General features: G+C 48.7%; 13 protein-coding genes and 1 tRNA gene. 7 read left to right on the forward strand and 7 right to left on the reverse strand.

The genetic code is table 11. The features are described from left to right. The first annotated feature begins 11 nt into the window (after positions 1–11). Positions 12–3,143, forward strand: a complete 3,132-nt coding sequence (locus VBY75_RS09105; protein ID WP_271331984.1) for an efflux RND transporter permease subunit — start codon at positions 12–14, stop codon at positions 3,141–3,143. 135 nt (positions 3,144–3,278) lie between these two features. Here VBY75_RS09105 and VBY75_RS09110 read toward each other — a convergent pair. The 4 genes from VBY75_RS09110 to VBY75_RS09125 all read right to left on the reverse strand — a co-directional run bounded on the left by VBY75_RS09110 (position 3,279) and on the right by VBY75_RS09125 (position 7,349). Next, a tRNA-Phe gene (locus VBY75_RS09110) sits at positions 3,279–3,354 on the reverse strand. A gap of 103 nt (positions 3,355–3,457) precedes the next feature. Further along, on the reverse strand, positions 3,458–5,368 hold the full coding sequence (gene speA / locus VBY75_RS09115) for a biosynthetic arginine decarboxylase (protein ID WP_054490620.1): 1,911 nt from the start codon (positions 5,366–5,368) through the stop codon (positions 3,458–3,460). A gap of 1 nt (position 5,369) precedes the next feature. After that, a complete protein-coding gene (speB, locus tag VBY75_RS09120) occupies positions 5,370–6,296 on the reverse strand; it encodes an agmatinase (RefSeq protein ID WP_034818139.1) in 927 nt (308 codons plus the stop codon). 18 nt (positions 6,297–6,314) lie between these two features. Next, positions 6,315–7,349 (reverse strand): 6-phosphofructokinase, encoded by a 1,035-nt coding sequence (locus VBY75_RS09125; protein WP_224798568.1) that lies wholly within the window; start codon positions 7,347–7,349, stop codon positions 6,315–6,317. A 71-nt stretch (positions 7,350–7,420) separates the two neighbouring features. Here VBY75_RS09125 and VBY75_RS09130 point away from each other — a divergent pair, with 71 nt between their 5' ends. Beyond that, the gene (locus VBY75_RS09130; protein ID WP_271331985.1) at positions 7,421–8,491 is read left to right on the forward strand and encodes an Ldh family oxidoreductase; all 1,071 of its coding nucleotides are present in this window, start codon (positions 7,421–7,423) and stop codon (positions 8,489–8,491) included. Here the strand turns inward: VBY75_RS09130 and pdxH are convergent. Genes pdxH through VBY75_RS09145 form a run of 3 tightly spaced genes read right to left on the reverse strand, consistent with a single transcriptional unit; the run spans position 8,472 to position 12,384 of the window. After that, entirely contained in the window at positions 8,472–9,110 is a 639-nt protein-coding gene (gene pdxH, locus VBY75_RS09135; RefSeq protein ID WP_271331986.1) for a pyridoxamine 5'-phosphate oxidase, read from the reverse strand. The two genes, VBY75_RS09130 and pdxH, sit on opposite strands and share 20 nt — an antisense overlap. 58 nt (positions 9,111–9,168) lie before the next feature. Next, positions 9,169–10,716, reverse strand: coding sequence for a response regulator (locus VBY75_RS09140; protein ID WP_054490629.1), 1,548 nt, complete (start codon positions 10,714–10,716; stop codon positions 9,169–9,171). 15 nt (positions 10,717–10,731) lie between these two features. Beyond that, on the reverse strand, positions 10,732–12,384 hold the full coding sequence (locus VBY75_RS09145; protein ID WP_271331987.1) for an amidohydrolase: 1,653 nt from the start codon (positions 12,382–12,384) through the stop codon (positions 10,732–10,734). 201 nt (positions 12,385–12,585) lie between these two features. Between VBY75_RS09145 and VBY75_RS09150 the strand changes: the two genes are divergently transcribed. The 5 genes from VBY75_RS09150 (at position 12,586) to VBY75_RS09170 (ending at position 17,690) form a co-directional block, all read left to right on the forward strand. Continuing rightward, the gene (locus VBY75_RS09150) at positions 12,586–13,209 is read left to right on the forward strand and encodes a LuxR C-terminal-related transcriptional regulator (protein WP_054490632.1); all 624 of its coding nucleotides are present in this window, start codon (positions 12,586–12,588) and stop codon (positions 13,207–13,209) included. 10 nt (positions 13,210–13,219) lie between these two features. Next, positions 13,220–13,747, forward strand: coding sequence for a DUF1285 domain-containing protein (locus tag VBY75_RS09155; RefSeq protein ID WP_271331989.1), 528 nt, complete (start codon positions 13,220–13,222; stop codon positions 13,745–13,747). A 21-nt stretch (positions 13,748–13,768) separates the two neighbouring features. Beyond that, positions 13,769–15,211 (forward strand): sigma-54 dependent transcriptional regulator, encoded by a 1,443-nt coding sequence (locus tag VBY75_RS09160; protein ID WP_224798562.1) that lies wholly within the window; start codon positions 13,769–13,771, stop codon positions 15,209–15,211. 117 nt (positions 15,212–15,328) lie between these two features. Further along, entirely contained in the window at positions 15,329–16,336 is a 1,008-nt protein-coding gene (locus VBY75_RS09165; RefSeq protein WP_416512158.1) for a sensor histidine kinase, read from the forward strand. Then, the gene (locus VBY75_RS09170; RefSeq protein WP_224798560.1) at positions 16,329–17,690 is read left to right on the forward strand and encodes a sigma-54-dependent transcriptional regulator; all 1,362 of its coding nucleotides are present in this window, start codon (positions 16,329–16,331) and stop codon (positions 17,688–17,690) included. Before VBY75_RS09165 ends, VBY75_RS09170 begins: the two co-directional genes overlap by 8 nt. Positions 17,691–17,692: the final 2 nt, after the last annotated feature.

The following is a 17,692-nucleotide window of genomic DNA, read 5'->3' on the forward strand; positions in this document are numbered from 1 at the left end:
GAGACTAAACAATGATAGATGCACTCATTCGCTTTGCGGTTGATCGTCGATGGCTGGTGCTTGCCGCAACCTTGTTAGTAGCAGCTGCGGGCGTTTATAGCACATTAAAGCTACCCATCGATGCTGTGCCGGATATTACCAATGTTCAGGTACAGATAAATTCAGAAGCGCCAGGCTATTCGCCATTAGAAACCGAACAACGTATTTCTTATCCGGTGGAAACCGCGATGGCAGGTTTACCAAAGCTGGACTACACCCGCTCGATCTCACGCTATGGGTTGTCGCAAGTTACCGTGGTGTTTGAAGAGGGCACCGATATTTACTGGGCTAGACAGCAAATCAGTGAGCGATTGCAAAAGGTAAGGGGAGAAGTACCCGACGGTATCGAGCCGACGATGGGGCCAATAGCCTCCGGCCTTGGTGAAATTGTTAATTATGTAGTACGCGCGAAAGAGGGGGCTACCAATGCCGATGGCGAGGCGTATACGCCCGAGCAGTTGCGTACCATCCAGGATTGGATCATTAAGCCGCAACTGGTCAAGGTGCCCGGTGTTACCGAGATTAATAGTGTGGGGGGTTATGAAAAGCAATACCAGGTGGCTCCCATCCCCGGTCGTATGCTGGCCTATAAAGTGACCATGCAGGACCTTTTGGCAGCATTGGATCTTAACAATAGAAACGCTGGTGCCGGTTATATCGAGAAAAATGGTGAGCAATGGTTGGTGCGTTCGCCTGGACAGCTTAAGACACTTGACGATATTCGTGATGTGGTCGTGACAAAACGTGATGATGCACCGGTGCGCGTGAGTGACGTAGCTGAGGTCAAACTGGGAGAACAATTACGCACTGGCGCTTCAACCTCGGGCGAGAGCGAGGTGGTATTGGGCACGGCCATGATGCTTATTGGCGAAAACAGTCGCATCGTTGCACAGAATGTCGCCAATAAAATTGAGGAGGTGCAACGAAGCTTGCCAGACGGGGTGGTGATTGAAACGGTGTATAACCGTACTTCTCTCGTTGATAAAACTATTGCAACGGTCGAGAAAAACCTGTTTGAAGGTGCGGTGCTGGTTATTGTGGTGCTTTTCATTCTGCTTGGAAATGTCCGTGCAGCACTGATTACGGCGTGCGTTATTCCCTTGAGTATGCTGTTTGCGGTAAGCGGCATGGTCGCCAACAAGGTGTCTGGTAATTTAATGAGCCTGGGCGCAATTGATTTTGGTATTATCGTCGATGGTGCGGTCATTGTGGTTGAAAACGCTTTGCGACGGCTTGGAATTGCACAGCAACGCTTAGGCCGGGTACTTACCACTAAAGAGCGCTTAATTGAAGTAACCCATAGTACTCGTGAGGTATTTAACCCTGCGGTATTTGGTGTGCTTATTATTATGCTGGTGTACTTGCCCATATTTGCGTTAAGTGGTGTTGAAGGCAAAATGTTTCATCCCATGGCGTTTACTGTCGTAGCCGCGCTTTTAGGGGCTCTGATTTTCAGCGTTACCTTTGTACCCGCTGCTATTGCAATATTTGTCCGTGGCAATATTAAGCACGGTGAAAACCGAATAATGCGAGCCGCCCGCAAAGTGTATCAGCCGGTTTTACGGCAAACACTGAAGCTTCCAGTTGTCATTATTTTGCTTGGCTTTGGGCTGTTTGCGGTATCAATGTTTCAGGCGAGTCGCATGGGAACTGAGTTTTTGCCACAGCTTGATGAAGGCGATATTGCCATGCAAGCCTTGCGCATTCCGGGGACTGGCTTGCAGCAGTCTATAGCAATGCAAAAAGATGTCGAGTCTGTGGTGTCACGCTTTGACGAAGTTAAACTGGTCTTCTCAAAAATTGGTACCCCGGATGTTGCGACCGACCCTATGCCACCGAGCGTCGCTGATACCATTATTATTTTAAAGGAGCGTGAGGACTGGCTAAACCCAGAAAAAACCAAAGAGCAACTGGTTGCTGAAATACGAACTGCTGTGCAAGAGCTTCCCGGTAATAAGTACGAGTTCACTCAACCGATTGAAATGCGGTTTAACGAACTTATTGCAGGCGTTCGAGCTGACTTGGGGGTTCGTATTTATGGCGATGACTTGCAAACGCTTAAACGGTTAGGCGACTCAGCCGCGGCAGTCATTCGCACCGTTGATGGCGCTGCTGATGTTCGGGTTGAACAAATGACCGGTTTATCGACACTCTCAGTGATACCTAAGCGTGATCATTTAGCGTTATTAGGCCTAACAGTCGCTGATGTACAGCGAGCAGTTCAAGCTGCGGTTGGTGGAGTTCAGTCAGGGATTATTTACGAGGGGGATAAACGCTTCAAGCTAATGGTACGTCTCGACAAAGAATGGCGTAAGAGCATTGAACAGCTTAAATCACTGCCTATTGATCTGCCTGCCGGCAACCCTGAGCTGCGCTATGTGCCGTTGGGAGAGGTCGCCGAATTGAGTTTGGAAAGTGGACCGAACCAAATTAACCGAGAAAGCAGCAAACGCAATGTTATTGTGAGTGCGAATGTTGAAGATCGTGATTTGGGCTCTTTTGTGGCAGATGTTCAGGATGCGCTAACGACTGAGGTTGATTTGCCAGCAGGTTATTGGGTTAACTACGACGGTACCTTTGAACAGCTGCAATCAGCTTCCCAACGGTTGAGTTTGGTTGTGCCATTAGCGCTGCTATTAATTATTGGCCTGCTATACAGTGCGTTTAATTCGCTGAGCAGTGCACTCGTCATATTCACAGGCGTTCCCTTAGGGCTGACCGGCGGGATATTCGCATTAGCGCTGCGTGATATGCCGCTATCAATTTCCGCTGCAGTCGGCTTCATTGCACTGTCGGGCGTGGCGGTTTTGAACGGCGTGGTCATGCTGACATTCATACGGCAACTGCTGCGCGACGGACTGCCATTGAAAGATGCGGTGTTTGAAGGCGCGCAACAGCGGTTAAGACCTGTACTGATGACTGCCCTCGTAGCTAGCCTGGGCTTTGTCCCTATGGCATTTAATACCGGTGTCGGCGCTGAGGTACAGCGACCACTGGCTACTGTGGTAATCGGCGGCATTGTCTCGTCGACATTATTGACTTTGGTGGTGCTGCCAGCGTTGTATTACTTAGTACAACGTTTTAAAGGAACCCATGTAGAATAAGTTGAAGTATTTAAGCACGCTCGTTCTTGGGCGTGCTTTTTTATCTTTGCATTGATGAAGGCTTGGTTGGTACAAAATTGGCACAATGCCTAAAACAAAAAAGCCCCGCTGTTTCCAGCGAGGCCTTGCAATATGTGGTGCCCGGAGGCGGAATCGAACCACCGACACGAGGATTTTCAATCCTCTGCTCTACCGACTGAGCTATCCGGGCAACGGCGTGTATTAAACGTTTTTTTCGGTTTCGAGTCAACCGCTTTTCGTGCCTTTTTTACTGTTTGCTCAGTAATTGCACATTAAGCGGTTGTTTTGGTGAATTATTCAACGCGTAAGTAGGTGCTGCCGGCTAAACAGTGCTCGTAAAAATTTGTCCAGCGAACACCTTCACGTGGCGCCAGTGAGCCTTTACGTACCTGACGGTCAATTTGTTTCTTCACTGTTTTGGCCATGTACTCGGTATTGTACTGCATGGTTTGTAGTACTTTTTCGGCCGATGTTCCCGGTACCACTTCTTCAATATAAAAGTCGCCGGGTTCATCGTCGTGACAGTAAACATGCACTTCGGTCAGGCGGCCAAACAGGTTGTGCATATCGCCCATAACGTCCTGGTAGGCGCCGGTGAGGAATAAACCTACGTGGTAGTCCTCGCCTTTGCGCAGGCTATGCATCGGAATATTATCGCTAATTTCAGTACCTTCAATGTATTTGCTGAGCTTACCGTCACTATCGCAGGTAATATCGACAATTGAGCAGCGTACTTCGGGCTGTTCGTTCAGGCGCGAGATAGGCACCACTGGCAGTACTTGCCCGATGGCCCAGGTATCGGCGGCTGACTGAAATACCGAAAAGTTACACAGGTACTGACTGGCGAGCATGTCTTCTAACTCTTCCAGCTCCTGAATAACGTAACTGTCTTTATCCAGCGAATGGTGAATGTCGGTAAGTATTTGCCAGTACATGGTGTCCAGCTTGGCCATTTCACTGAGTGATAATATACCCAGTTTAAAGGCTTCGTAGGCATTTTGCTTATAGCCGGCGGCGTCGTTATAACGTTCCTGCGGGTGGAACTGGTCGCCGGAGCTGTGCAGTTCGCGCATGTTCTTAACTAAAATGTGTTCGTTCTCGCTGGCGCTGATATCGAATTGGGTACCCGCTGGTTTCATTTCGCCCACAATATTAGTGACCACGCAGCTGTGGTGCGCAGTCATCGCACGACCACTTTCACTGACTAAATTAGGGTGGGGCACCTGTTCCAGGTCACAAATTTGCTTCACACCCCAGACAACGTCAGCTACGTATTCTTCAGTTGAGTAGTTACGTGAGGAGTCGCTGGTGGTGCTGGTACCGTCGTAGTCGATGCCTAGACCGCCGCCGATATCCAGGTATTCTAAAGGCACACCTTCCTGAACTAATTTGGCGTACAGACGCGCGCCTTCGTTGACGGCTTCTTTAATTTTACGAATATCGGACAACTGGCTGCCAATGTGAAAATGCAGCAGCTTGGCACAGTGCAGCATGTCTTCTTCGCGCAGGCGTTCAATAACATTCAAAATTTCGGCAATACTTAAACCAAACTTGGCGCGGTCGCCACTGGAGCTGGCCCACTTACCGGAGCTTTTCACCATCATTTTTGAGCGCAGGCCAATCATAGGCTCAACACCCATTTGTTTCGCCAACGGGATCAGCATTTCCAGCTCGCTGAACTTTTCAATAACGATGATCATTTTGCGTTTAAGCTGGCGGCCAAGCAGTGCCAGAGTCAGGTAGTCTTTGTCTTTGTAACCGTTGAGAATCGTCAGCGCATCGGGATTGTCGTTGTACGCCATTACTGCCATCAGCTCCGGCTTAGAGCCGGCCTCAAGGCCATAGTTATAAGGTTCACCGGCGTCCATGATCTCTTCAACCACTTCGCGCATTTGGTTCACTTTAATGGGAAATACACCGCAATACTGCCCTTGATAATTGGCGTCAGCTATCAGTTTACCGAAAGTCTCGTTAATGATTTCAACCTGCGAGCGCAAAATGTCATGAAAACGGATAACAGCCGGAAACTGAATACCCTCCGAAATAATTTCATCCACGACTTCTTTCATATCAATGGTGACATCTGGCAGGCGGTGGTTGGGGCGAATTTGAATATTGCCGTTTTCGCCAATGGAGAAATAGCCCGCGCCCCAGCGGTTAACACCGTACAGTTCTTCTGCTTGATCAATATTCCAGTCTGACATCTCAGGCTCCCGACTGTTGTAAAACGAGTAATAATTCGCGCACAATTTTAGCGGCGAACACGTCGGAGTTACCGGTTGGGTCTATTTGTGGTGACAATTCAACCACGTCAGCACCCACCAGATTTTTCTGGCGCAGGAGTTTCATCAGGCTGACAAAGGAATGGAAATCTTCACCGCCCGGCTCCGGAGTTCCTGTGCCAGGTAAAAAAGAAGGATCGAAATAATCGAGATCCAGCGTCAGGTAAACCGGACGGTCTTTAGCAATAGCTTCCACACTGTCGAGAAAGTCTTTACGCGAACTGCGAATGGTTTTGTGTTCTTTCATCCATTGGTACTCGTCGCGTGTCCCGGAGCGAATGCCGTATTGAATGAGCTCATGGCCGGGACCAAAGTGATCGACTGAACGACGAATAATAGATGCATGCGAATAATGGTAGCCGAGGAAGCCATCGCGTAAATCAGCGTGAGCATCCAGATGCAGCAACACCATATCGGGGTATTGTCGCAAGTACTTCACAATAGGCGCATAAGAAATAGAATGCTCACCGCCTAAGGTCAGCAGTTTAATTTTTTGCTGAGCCAGGTCGACGGAATCAAATATCGCGTTAAAGTCGTGAACCGCGTGATGCCATTGCTTTTCTTCATCGTCATCGAAGCCCAGACGCAGGTTGCCTAAGTCGTAGAAGCTTTGATCTTCTAAGTCGGCGTCAAGGTACGGCGAGTAAGATTCAATGTCCTCAGAAACCGCGCGTAAACCGTCGGGCCCTTCTCGGGTGCCTTTACGAAAACAGGCGGTACCATCAAAACCAAACCCAAGAATATGGGTATGTCCCGGGTGTAAATCGGTGCTGTGCTCGGCGCCGAAAAACGGGCGGCTCGGGTCATTTAATGGTACGGGTAGTGGCACCGTTAGTGGCGTTAGGGGCATTGTCGTTGCAGACCTCTCTTACTTTGTCGATTTGCTGCGATCTTTTTTGATCGGATTAAACAGACTTTGTTGAATATTAATTAACTCTTCGCTCAATTTTTTACGTTGAGTCCAAGTGTCAGCGAACGGTGTTTCGCTGAGTTCGTTCGCGGTAACACCAGCCATAACGCCAGTTTTCTGTTGCCGGGCTAACTCAACAGCGTGCACACCCAGACGAGTACCTAAAATACGATCCATTGCCGTAGGGCGTCCGCCGCGTTGAACGTGGCCGAGTAAACACGGACGACAGGGTAAGTTAAGACGATCTTCTAACTGTTCCGCAAGTCGAACTGCACCACCAGGCCATTGATTTTCACATAACACCATAACGTAGCTGGAGTCTCCGCGTACGCGCTGTACTGACTCAATGTGCTTAACCAAAGCCGCTACGGTTAAGGGTTTATCTTTTTGTAGCTCTGGCAGAATCATTCGCTCGGCACCACTTGCCATAGCGCTGCTAATACCAATATAACCGGCATTGCGGCCCATAACCTCGACAATGAATACGCGATCCATGGCCTCGGCGGTATCCCGAATTTTATCCAGCGCATCCATGGCTGTTTCTACTGCCGTGTCATAGCCAATAGTGTTATCCGTGCCAAAGAGATCATTATCGATGGTGCCGGGTATGCCTATAATGGGACCTTCCCAAAAGTTGGCTAAATGCTCAGCGCCGCGAAATGAACCGTCGCCGCCAATAACGATAAAGGCATCAATTTGATGCGCGTCTAAATTTGTTGCTGCTTCGCGCGCACCTTCCTCGGTTCTGAAACGCTCACTGCGGGCACTTTTAATAATAGTGCCCGAATACTGCAATATGTGTTCAACGTCTTTGCGATCTAACTTTACAAAGTCGTTATTTAAGAGTCCTTCATAGCCATGACGAAAGCCCATGACCTCGATACCATAGTTCTCCGCGGCCAGAACAACGGCTCGGATAGCGGCATTCATGCCCGGGGCATCGCCACCACTGGTTATAACGGCAATGCGGTTTATTGTGTTAGCTGATGACACAATCTCTACTCCTTGATAATGTCGTATGCGTAGCTTAAACGACCTGCAGGCCGTGACCAAGAGGAAATTTCATGAGCACTGATGTTGTACGTTTTGATTATTCAGAATTATCGGACTGGGCGCGAACTTGTCTGACCGAGGCGGGGGCTTCGGGGGAGGTCGCGCGCAATGTGAGTTATTACCTGTTGGAAGGCGATTTACTGGGTTTTAGTACCCATGGTTTAATTCGCCTGCTGAACAATTGCCAATGGCTGCGTGAGGGTAAAAGCCTGGCAAAAGGGCAGCCTGTGGTATTAAGTGAGCGTGCTGCGGCTGCGAACTGGGACGCCCAATTTTTACCGGGTCCCTACGTGGTGCCGCAGGCTATTGATGCCGCCTGCAAAATGGCGCAACAAGCCGGTACCGGAACCGTGGTTGTAAGACGCAGTCAGCATGTAGCCTCATTAGCCGCTTATTTGACTATAGCGACTGAGCAGGGGTTGGTCGTCAGTCTGATGTGCTCAACGCCCGGCCAACGTGCTGTGGCACCTTTTGGTGGTAAGGAAGCGGTATTTTCTCCCAACCCTTTTGCGGTGGGCGTGCCCAGCTCCGGCAATCCACTGCTATTTGATATTAGCTTTTCTATGACTGCCGCGGGGAAAGTGCGTCAGGCAAAAGCCAACGGCACTAAGTTGCCATACAAAGCATTGATTAAACCCGATGGCGAATGGACCGACGACCCGTTAACGTTTTTCGACTCGCCGGGTAGCGCGATAGCGCCGCTGGGTGGAGAACAGCTCGGCTATAAAGGTTATGGTCTGACACTGTTCAGCGAAATTTGGTCCATGGCGTTAAGTCAGTATGGTCGCCGGCAGGGTGCTGATGACGGTGACGCGAACTCGGTATGGATACAAGTGATTGATCCGGAAGCGTTTGGGGATAAACAGGCGTTTTTACAGCAGGTTGATGATTTGTTGGAAGATAGCCGAAAAAGTGCGGCAGCCGATCCACAACAACCGGTGCGTATTCCCGGAGAAGCCGCTCAGCAACGCAAACGTGAGCAATTGCAGCAGGGTGTTTACTACAGCCGCGCAACGTTAAAAGTTCTGCAACGCTGCGCTGAGTTTTGTGGGGTTGAATTACCTAAGGCTGTAAGCGGGTAATACGCCAGTAAGCGCCATCTTTGCTGTACAGGTAGCGGTCATGCAAACGATGCTGGCCGCCTTGCCAGAACTCAAATTGCTGAGGCTCGATGCAATAACCACCCCAGTGTTCAGGGCGTGGCACTTCGGTATTCTCATATTCACGCAGTAGCGACTTATAGTGGCTTTCCAGTACGTCGCGGCTTTCTACCGGGCGGCTTTGCTGCGAAGCAAGGGCGGCTACCTGGCTTTCTTTGGGACGAGAATGGAAGTAGCGGTCGTTATCTTCACTGTCCAGCGGGATAGCGCTGCCGGTAATGCTAATTTGTCGTTCCAGCGGAAGCCAGGCAAAGTGCAGATTAACCTGCGAGTTAGTGCTTATATCCTGGCCTTTTTGACTGTTTTTATTGGTGTAAAAACGGAAGCCTTTATGGTCATAGCCTTTCAATAAAACAATACGCTGGCTTGGGACACGTTCATTATTGACCGTTGCCACTGTCATCGCGGTAGGATCGCTCAATAAGCCGCTGTCTATGGCTTGTTGCATCCAGAGTTCAAATTGTTTGACCGGGTCTGAATTCAACTGCTCCCGGTGCAAACTGCCTAAACCGTACTCTCTGCGCATTGCTTGTAAATCCATGACCGCTCCTTATGGACTTGGGGAAGGCCCCGTTTTCAGTTTCCAGTCGCCTATTATATTATTTTTTATCCAGATAACGCTGTCGTATTTTTTCCATCGCATCCAGATTGTCCAGCATAAGCCCGACCAGCTCAGGGTCGAAGAACCTGCCGCTGTGTTGCAATAGATAATCGGCAGCGTCTTTAGATTCTTTGGCGTCACGATAATTGCGCTGCGTGCGCAGTGCATCAAAATGGCTGCTAATAGTCATTATACGGGCATTAAGGTCAATGTCTTTGCCTGACTTCTGGCTTGGAAAACCTGAACCATTCCAGCGTTCATGAATATCCTGCGCAATAGCTGCGGCGATTTTCGCCACAGCGGTATCAGTTTGACGTAAGTAATCATGACCCTGAATCACCTTCTGCATGATCTCTTCATAGTCGTGAATGCTTAAGACATCGGCACGCTGAGCGAGCTCCATTTGTACCGATACTTTACCTATATCGTAGACTGATGCAGCTTGCTTTAAAGCTTCCGCCTGTTCATGAGTTGCACCGGCAAAAATGGCCAGTTGCCCGGCCATTTCGGCTGATCGTTTAACATGATGGCTGATTTCATCGATGGAGTGCTTTTCAATAGCCTCTCCAACGCAATAAAGCAATTCACGCTGAGCCTCTCGTTCGTTCTCAGTGGCCTGCAGGTTATCAATAGCAATGGAGCTATTATTCACAAAAAGGCCAAGTAAGTTTTGATCAAGCTCAGATAAGTCACGGACACCGCGAATGAAGAGCAAATACTGGCGTGAGCTGCTGGTTTTATAAAGGCCGTAGTAATTATTGTCTACTATCCGGAAGTCGACATTTTGCGAACTTTGTTGCATTGGGCGAACGATATCCCAGTCAATTTCACTTTTTATCGGTTGTCCTGCCGCACCTTCGTATTCTCCGGTGCCACCAATAATTTCAAAGGGTTCACTGGTATTCGAGCTGGCGGTTAGTGCGTCAATTCGGCAGTACATAGCGTCGTCAGACAAGGTGATTAGGGCAACAAGCTGTTCCAGTATCCCCTGACATAAGCCGTGCATTGAGCGGGCCGAAAACACCTCTGCCGATGCGTTAATGACTTTTTCTAAGCCTCGTTTGTTGCGTTCAATAGCTTTTAAGTCTCGGTAAGCGCGAAGGCACGAGTACATAAGAGTGACCAGTTTGCGATAAGTCAGCTCGGTTTTTTCTTTGTAATCATCAATGTCGTAACGCGCAATTACGTCTTCCTCTGGTGCCTGACCAGGTTGCCCGGTACGCAGAACAATTCGGATTAACCGGTTTTTCCGGGTTTCTCTCACCCATTGCGCGACATCTAAGCCCGCGTGGTCAGTTTCCATAACCACATCCAGCAGCATCATGGCGATGTCGGTGTTTTCCTGCAAAAACGCAATAGCGTCTTTTCCCGAGTAAACCGAATGGAACTCCAGCGGACGCCCATCAAGCTTAAATTCACCCAGTGCCATTTTGGTGATGGTATGAATTTCCTCATCGTCATCGACAATCAACACATGATAAGGCTCGCAAACCTCTTCAACGGCCACATCGGGCTCGTCCTCAGAAAACAGAAAGTCATCGTTCATGATGCTGCTACTCCATTAGTAAACGCGTTCGCCGGCAACATAGGTCTGTTCAACTTGAGTCTGCCAAATTTGGCTGGCATCAACGGCAAAAGGGTCCTGCTCCAGTACAATAAAGTCAGCCCATTTACCGGGTTCAAGCGAACCGAGTGACTTTTCCTGCCAGGCACTGTAAGCGGCATCAATGGTAAATGAACGCAAAGCCTGTTCAAGGCTCATTTTCTCTTCGGCGTACCAGCCACCCGAAGGCATATTATCGCGGTCCTGACGAGTAACGGCTGCGTGCAGCCCGTAGAAAGGGTTCGCTAATTCAACCGGAAAGTCAGACCCTGCGGCGATAACGGTACCCTCATCCAGCAATGTTTGCCATGCATAGGCTCCGGCCATACGTTCAGAACCCAGACGATCTTCCGCCATATTTTTGTCGCTGGTAGCGTGAGTTGGTTGCATCGAGGCAATTAGGTTAAGCTCGGTAAAACGTTTCAGGTCATCCGGGTGCACAATTTGTGCGTGTTCAATACGATTACGTAAGTTGCGACCGCCCAGCTCATCATAGACTTCGGCCAGATTATCCAGAACGACACGGTTAGCCCGGTCGCCAATGGCGTGGGTATTTATCTGAAAACCGTGCGGGATGATCAGTTTATAGAGATCCTGGATTTTCTCTTCTGAAGTTACCATTAACCCGTGGTTGTCATGGTCATCGCTGTAAGGCTCTATTAAGGCGGCTCCGCGGCTTCCAAGCGCACCATCGGCATATATTTTAACGCTGCGAATAGCCAGTTTCTGGTCCCGGGTTTCGTAAGGCCCCTCAGCCAGAAGTTGAGCGAGTTTCGGCTCTGTTGCTGCGATCATGCCGTAAACCCGAAGCGGCATACGCCCTTGGTTATGCAAACCTTTGTATATAGAAATTTCGTCAGAATTAATGCCTGCGTCGTGGACGCTGGTAATGCCAAGTTTAACCAGGTGCTGAAAAGCCAACTCATATGCGGCCCGTTGCTGTTGAAGCGAAGGTTCGGGAATAATGTCTTCAACCAGCTGCATTGCATTATCGACCAGAACACCGGTGGGGTTACCCTGTTCGTCACGGACAATCTCACCACCTTCCGGAGAGACGGTATCTTTATCAATACCCGCACGGCGCAGTGCTTCGCTGTTTGCCCAGCCTGCGTGCGCGTCGACGCGCATCAGCCAGACAGGACGGTCACTGACAACTTCATCAAGGTTGGCTGCGCTGGGGAAGACTTTTTTCTTCCATTGTTCCTGGTTCCAGCCGCGGCCGGTAATCCATTCTATTTCCTGCTGCTCTTTGGCGTAGTTGTGAACTTTTTGGACTGCATCAGAAACCGATTCAGTGTCGCGCAAATCGACCTGTAAAAGACTGTTGCCTAAACTTTGGATATGGCCGTGGGCGTCAGTTAACCCCGGGAGTACGGTTTTGCCATTCATATCGACCGTACTGTCTATATCAGCAAAGCGTTGGGCAAGAGTCTCGCCGCCTATAGCCTGAATTTTTCCGTTTTCCACCAGCATGGTGGAGAACTCCTGTAATACCGCGTTTTCTCCGGCAGGGCTGGTCAGGGTGTATCCCTTCATGTTGGTATATAAGGTGTCGGCGATGGCTGAAGCGGATAAGCCCAGGCTTATAACTAAGCAGGTAATGCGTCGCATTGTAATTTAACTCCGTGGCAAATAATTTAGACAACACTATAGCGTTTTTACTGTACAACCGCCTAGGTGTTGCCGGAAGTTTTTGTTAACTAAGTTAACATGACATTCAGGAAGCTGTTAGATAACCGTAAAAAACTTGCTGTCTGTTATAATTTAGGTATGCTAAAAGTTAATTGAATAGGCATTATTTTGGATTTCAGGATGAAAGTTCTAATTATTGATCCGCAATTTTTTATGCGTGCTGGTCTTATACAAATTCTTACCAACTATGCGAATCAACCCTCAATTTATGAGGCTGATTCGTTTGAGATTGCGGAAAGTTATTTAGCAGCTGATGATTACGATCTGATTTTTTTAGAGATGGATTTGCCAGATGCTGAAATCCGTCCAGCTCTGCAACGTTTAAAGAAAGTTGCTCCGCGTACGCATATCGTTTTGTTTACGCGACCACGTTCCATCTCTGAAGTACGCCAGGTACTGGCTGCAGGGGTTCGTAGCTACTTGCCGAAAGACAGTTCAGCGGAGCAGGCTAAACTGGCTATTCGCGCCTTGCTAAATGGTGACCGTCATATTCCTGATGACCCGCATCTGAATGAACCTCGTGATAAATCCAGCGGTGCGGAAAGTTTCCTGTCGCCACGGCAATTAGAGATTATGCAATTATTGGCGCAGGGCTTATCAAATAAAGAGATAGCCAATATTCTGGGTATTACCGAAGGCACCATTCGTGTGCACTTATCGGCAATATTTAAGGCCATAAAAGTATCAAACCGTACAGAAGCAACGCTTTGGTATTTATTAAGACAGAAGAAGTTAGTCGACTAAGCTTTGATTTATGTCACTGAACCGTTTGATCTCTGAACTGGAAAAACATCAACACGCGCCAACCGAATTGTGGGATCCGCCTTATTGTGGCGAGATTCCCATTCACATTGCCGCTAATGGTGATTGGTTTTATCAGGGGAGTCAGATAAAGCGTCAAGCGCTGGTTAAGCTGTTTGCCTCGGTTCTGGTGGTCGAGGAAGGCGACTATTTTTTAGTAACACCTGCTGAACAAGTTAAAATTACTGTTGAAGATACGCCTTTTGTTGTCGTCGACTGGGAACAAAGGGAAGAAGATGGTGAGCAATTATTGCTGTTAACCACCAATATCGGTGATACTCTGGTATTAAGTTCTGAACATCCGCTCACAATGAAAGAAGGCATCCCTTATATTGTGATGCAAAGAGGATTGACAGCAAGAGTACATCGCAATGTATTCTATCAGTGGGTTTCACACGCAGAGTCACGAACTGTCGATGGGCAGGAGCAGTGGTATCTCTCGAGTGCGGGTGAAACGTTTGTGTTAGGAAATGTGAAATAGGACGTTGCGGTAAACTCGTCTATGACAAAAACAAGAACAGTCTACCTGGTTGAACAGCAACCAGAGCGTCGTCAGCATTTTGAAACGGTATTAACCTTTATTGGTGAAACCGTTGAAGTCATATCTCCTTCGGACACTCTTAAACTCTCTGCAACTGATGCTCTGTGTGTCATTGCCGGCAATGGTATTGATAACCTGATGGAGCTGGCCGGCGATTCGCCACACCTTCCTTTTATTTGTGCGAACACGCAACAGCATCAGGCGCTACAAAAAGCCAATGTCATTGGTCCTTTGGAGGACTCTTTTGACTACGCCAGTTTGTCCAATATGCTGCATTACTGTCAGGCGTATCATCAGCAAATGCCAATTAAGCCCGCAAGAACGCGGCATCCCGGCAGTGGTAAACTGGAGCAGACGTTAATTGGTAATGGCCGCACCATGAAACATGTGCGGCAGTTAATCGAGCAAGTAGCGGTTACCGACGCCAACGTTCTTGTTCTGGGAGAGTCCGGAACCGGTAAAGAAGTTGTCGCCCGCGGTATCCATGATTTATCAGAACGCAACAAAGGGCCTTTTGTGCCGGTGAACTGCGGTGCCATTCCTGGAGACTTATTAGAAAGTGAATTGTTCGGCCATGAGAAAGGGGCATTTACCGGGGCAATAGGCGCGCGCAAAGGGCGTTTTGAACTGGCTCAGGGGGGAACCCTCTTTCTGGATGAAATTGGTGATATGCCAATGCCAATGCAGGTGAAACTGCTACGGGTTTTACAGGAACGCACTTTTGAGCGCGTAGGTGGCAATAAAAGTATTGTTGCCGACGTACGAGTTGTTGCAGCAACCCACCGTGAGCTGGAGCAGATGATCATTGACGGTAAATTCCGCGAGGACTTGTATTACCGTTTGAACGTTTTCCCGATTGAAATGCCTGCATTGAGAGAGCGTCAGGAAGATGTACCACTGTTATTACAGGAGCTGACCCAGCGTTTCAAAAAGGAGCGTGGTGTGGGCGTGCGCTTTACGGAAAGGGCACTGGAGTCGCTTTCTTATCATCGTTGGCCGGGTAACGTGCGTGAACTGACGAACCTGATTGAGCGCTTGACCATTATGCACCCTGACAGCCTGGTGGATGTTCCTGACTTGCCGCCTAAATATCAGCATGTTGAGCACAGTGCTCCCAGCCCCGACTACCCGGAAGAAATGCTGGAGCGTGAAGCGCTTAGTGCCATTTTTAATGAGTCGGACGATGACAGCGATGATGCGCAAGTCGGACCCGCTAATGACAGCTCTGAATTACCGGACGATGGCGTTAATTTAAAAGACATGCTGACAGAAATAGAAACCGGAATGATTGCTCAGGCACTGGAAAAGTCGGACTGGGTGGTGGCTAAGGCCGCGGAATTACTTAGCATGCGGCGCACGACTCTGGTTGAGAAGATGAAAAAGTACGGAATCCAGAAAGACTAAAGGTAAGTGTCAGTCTTTTGACAACAAATAATAACCCAACCGATTGAAAAATATAGAAATTATACTGGCATCTATTTTGCATTAACCTCTCCATAGTCGTTAATTGGAGATGTCAGTATGGCCACTTATCATCAAATTATTGATGCCATGCCAAATGCCGTAATTTTACTGGACAGTCATGGGCTTGTGGATTATTGCAATGACAACGCAACGGGGCTTTTGGGTCATCCGTTGAAAGGTTACCTCTGGCGCGAGTTAGTCAGCGAGCTGTTTGCTCCTAAAGCTGATGACTGGCACGAAGTGTCTCTGCGTAACGGGCGCCGGGTCAGGCTGGATACCTCGGTGGTTAATGAAAAACCAGGGCAGCTTATTGTCTTAACGGACTTAACTGAAACCCGTCGCCTGCAAAACCGCATTAGTCATCTGCAGCGTTTATCGTCCATGGGAAAGATGGTTGCGTCTCTGGCACATCAAATAAGAACGCCTCTTTCTGCCGCGATTCTTTACGCGCAGAACCTTAAACAGGGCACGATTTCCCCGGTGAAGCAGCAGCGCTTTTCTGCAAAACTGCTTTCCCGATTGCATTCATTAGAGCAGCAGGTCAATGACATGTTGTTGTTTGCTAAAAGTGGTGAGCAACCCATGTTGGATGATCTCAGCACTCACAGCCTGATTGAGCAAGTTCTTGCCAATACCGAAAACTATGCTGAGCAGCACCAGGTAAAAATTAATTGCATTGATTCAGCTTCCGGAGCTGTGTTGCGGGCAAATCAAACCGCATTAGTCGGGGCGATACAAAACCTGATTAACAATGCTGTTGATGCCAGTCAGCCGGGACAAGAGGTCTTAGTGAAGACCGATGCCGATAATGACAGCTGGCGAGTTTCCGTTATTGATGCGGGCTGCGGCATTCCTGAAGAAAGACTGGACAATATCTTCACCCCATTTTTTACAGAAAAGTCCAACGGTACCGGTTTAGGACTAGCGGTTGTGCAAACGGTAGTTAAGGCACATAACGGGAGTATTGACTGGGAAAGCCAGCCAGCTAAAGGCAGTCGTTTCACCTTGTCTTTGCCGGTGCACCAGTGGTCAGAAAACCGACTGAATGAGGTGTGTTATGGCTGAGCGACAAGTACTGGTTGTTGAAGACGATGTTTCTTTGCGTGAGGCAATTATCGATACTTTGGAGTTGGCGGACTGCCAGTGTCTGGAAGCTGCAAATGGTGAAGAGGCTTTGTTAATACTGAAAAAAGAGCCGGTAGCTTTAGTGATTAGTGACGTTCAAATGCCGGGTATTGATGGTTTGCAATTATTGCGCAGTATGAACAATCAGCAATATGACATTCCGGTTATTATGATGACCGCCTTTGCTAAGGTGGATGATGCTGTTGTAGCAATGCGCGAAGGGGCTGTCGACTACCTGACGAAGCCTTTTTCAATAGAAAAACTGCAGACTTTGGTACAAAGGTATTTGCCGGACGGTGCCATTAACGACATTGAACCGGTTGCCGAGGAAGAGTCGAGCCAGGCTATTCTGAATATGGCACGCAAGGTAGCTGCCAGCGAAGCCAGCGTAATGGTTACCGGGCCCAGTGGCACGGGTAAAGAAGTGTTGGCACGTTATATTCATCAGCATTCTGAGCGTGCAAATGGCCCCTTTGTCGCGATTAATTGTGCAGCCATACCCGAAAACATGCTTGAGTCTATGTTATTTGGCTATGAAAAAGGAGCTTTTACTGGTGCGAATCAGTCGTCTCCCGGTAAGTTTGAGCTCGCTCAGGGTGGTACCTTGTTGCTGGACGAAGTCACCGAAATGGCTATGCATTTGCAGGCAAAACTATTACGGGTTATTCAGGAACGTCAGGTAGAACGGCTGGGCTCACGTAAAACCATTCAACTCGACGTCCGTTTAATTGCGACCTCTAACCGTGACCTTCAACAAGCGGTGCGTGAGGGACAGTTGCGCGAAGACCTCATGTATCGGCTGAACGTGTTCCCGTTGCACTGGAAGTCTTTGTGCGAACGCCCTGCGGATATTGTGCCTTTAGCTGAAAACTTATTGCAGCGACACAAGCAGCGTTCCGGTATTAAAACACCTGTCATTTTTTCGGCAGCTGCTATAAAGCAATTACAGTCGTATTCCTGGCCGGGTAATGTTCGTGAACTGGAAAATGTCGTACAACGTGCGCTGGTTCTGCATCGTGGTGATGAAATTCAGCCCGATGATTTAATGCTGGAACTTAATGATATCGCTGAACCGGCGAGTGTGTTTCCGGAGCAAGTGAGCGCGTCTGATGATAAATCGGAAAATCTGGATGAGTCGCTTTTTCATCAGGAATACCAAATTATCAAAGAAGCTCTGCAACGCCATCAGGGTAAACGGCAACCTGTTGCGGATGAATTAGGAATTAGTCCGCGTACGCTGCGTTACAAACTAGCGAAGATTCGTGAGCAGGGACTTACTCTGACAGGCTCTTAAAG

It is taken from the genome of Idiomarina sp. HB, from assembly GCF_048059115.1.
Lineage (GTDB): Bacteria > Pseudomonadota > Gammaproteobacteria > Enterobacterales > Alteromonadaceae > Idiomarina > Idiomarina abyssalis.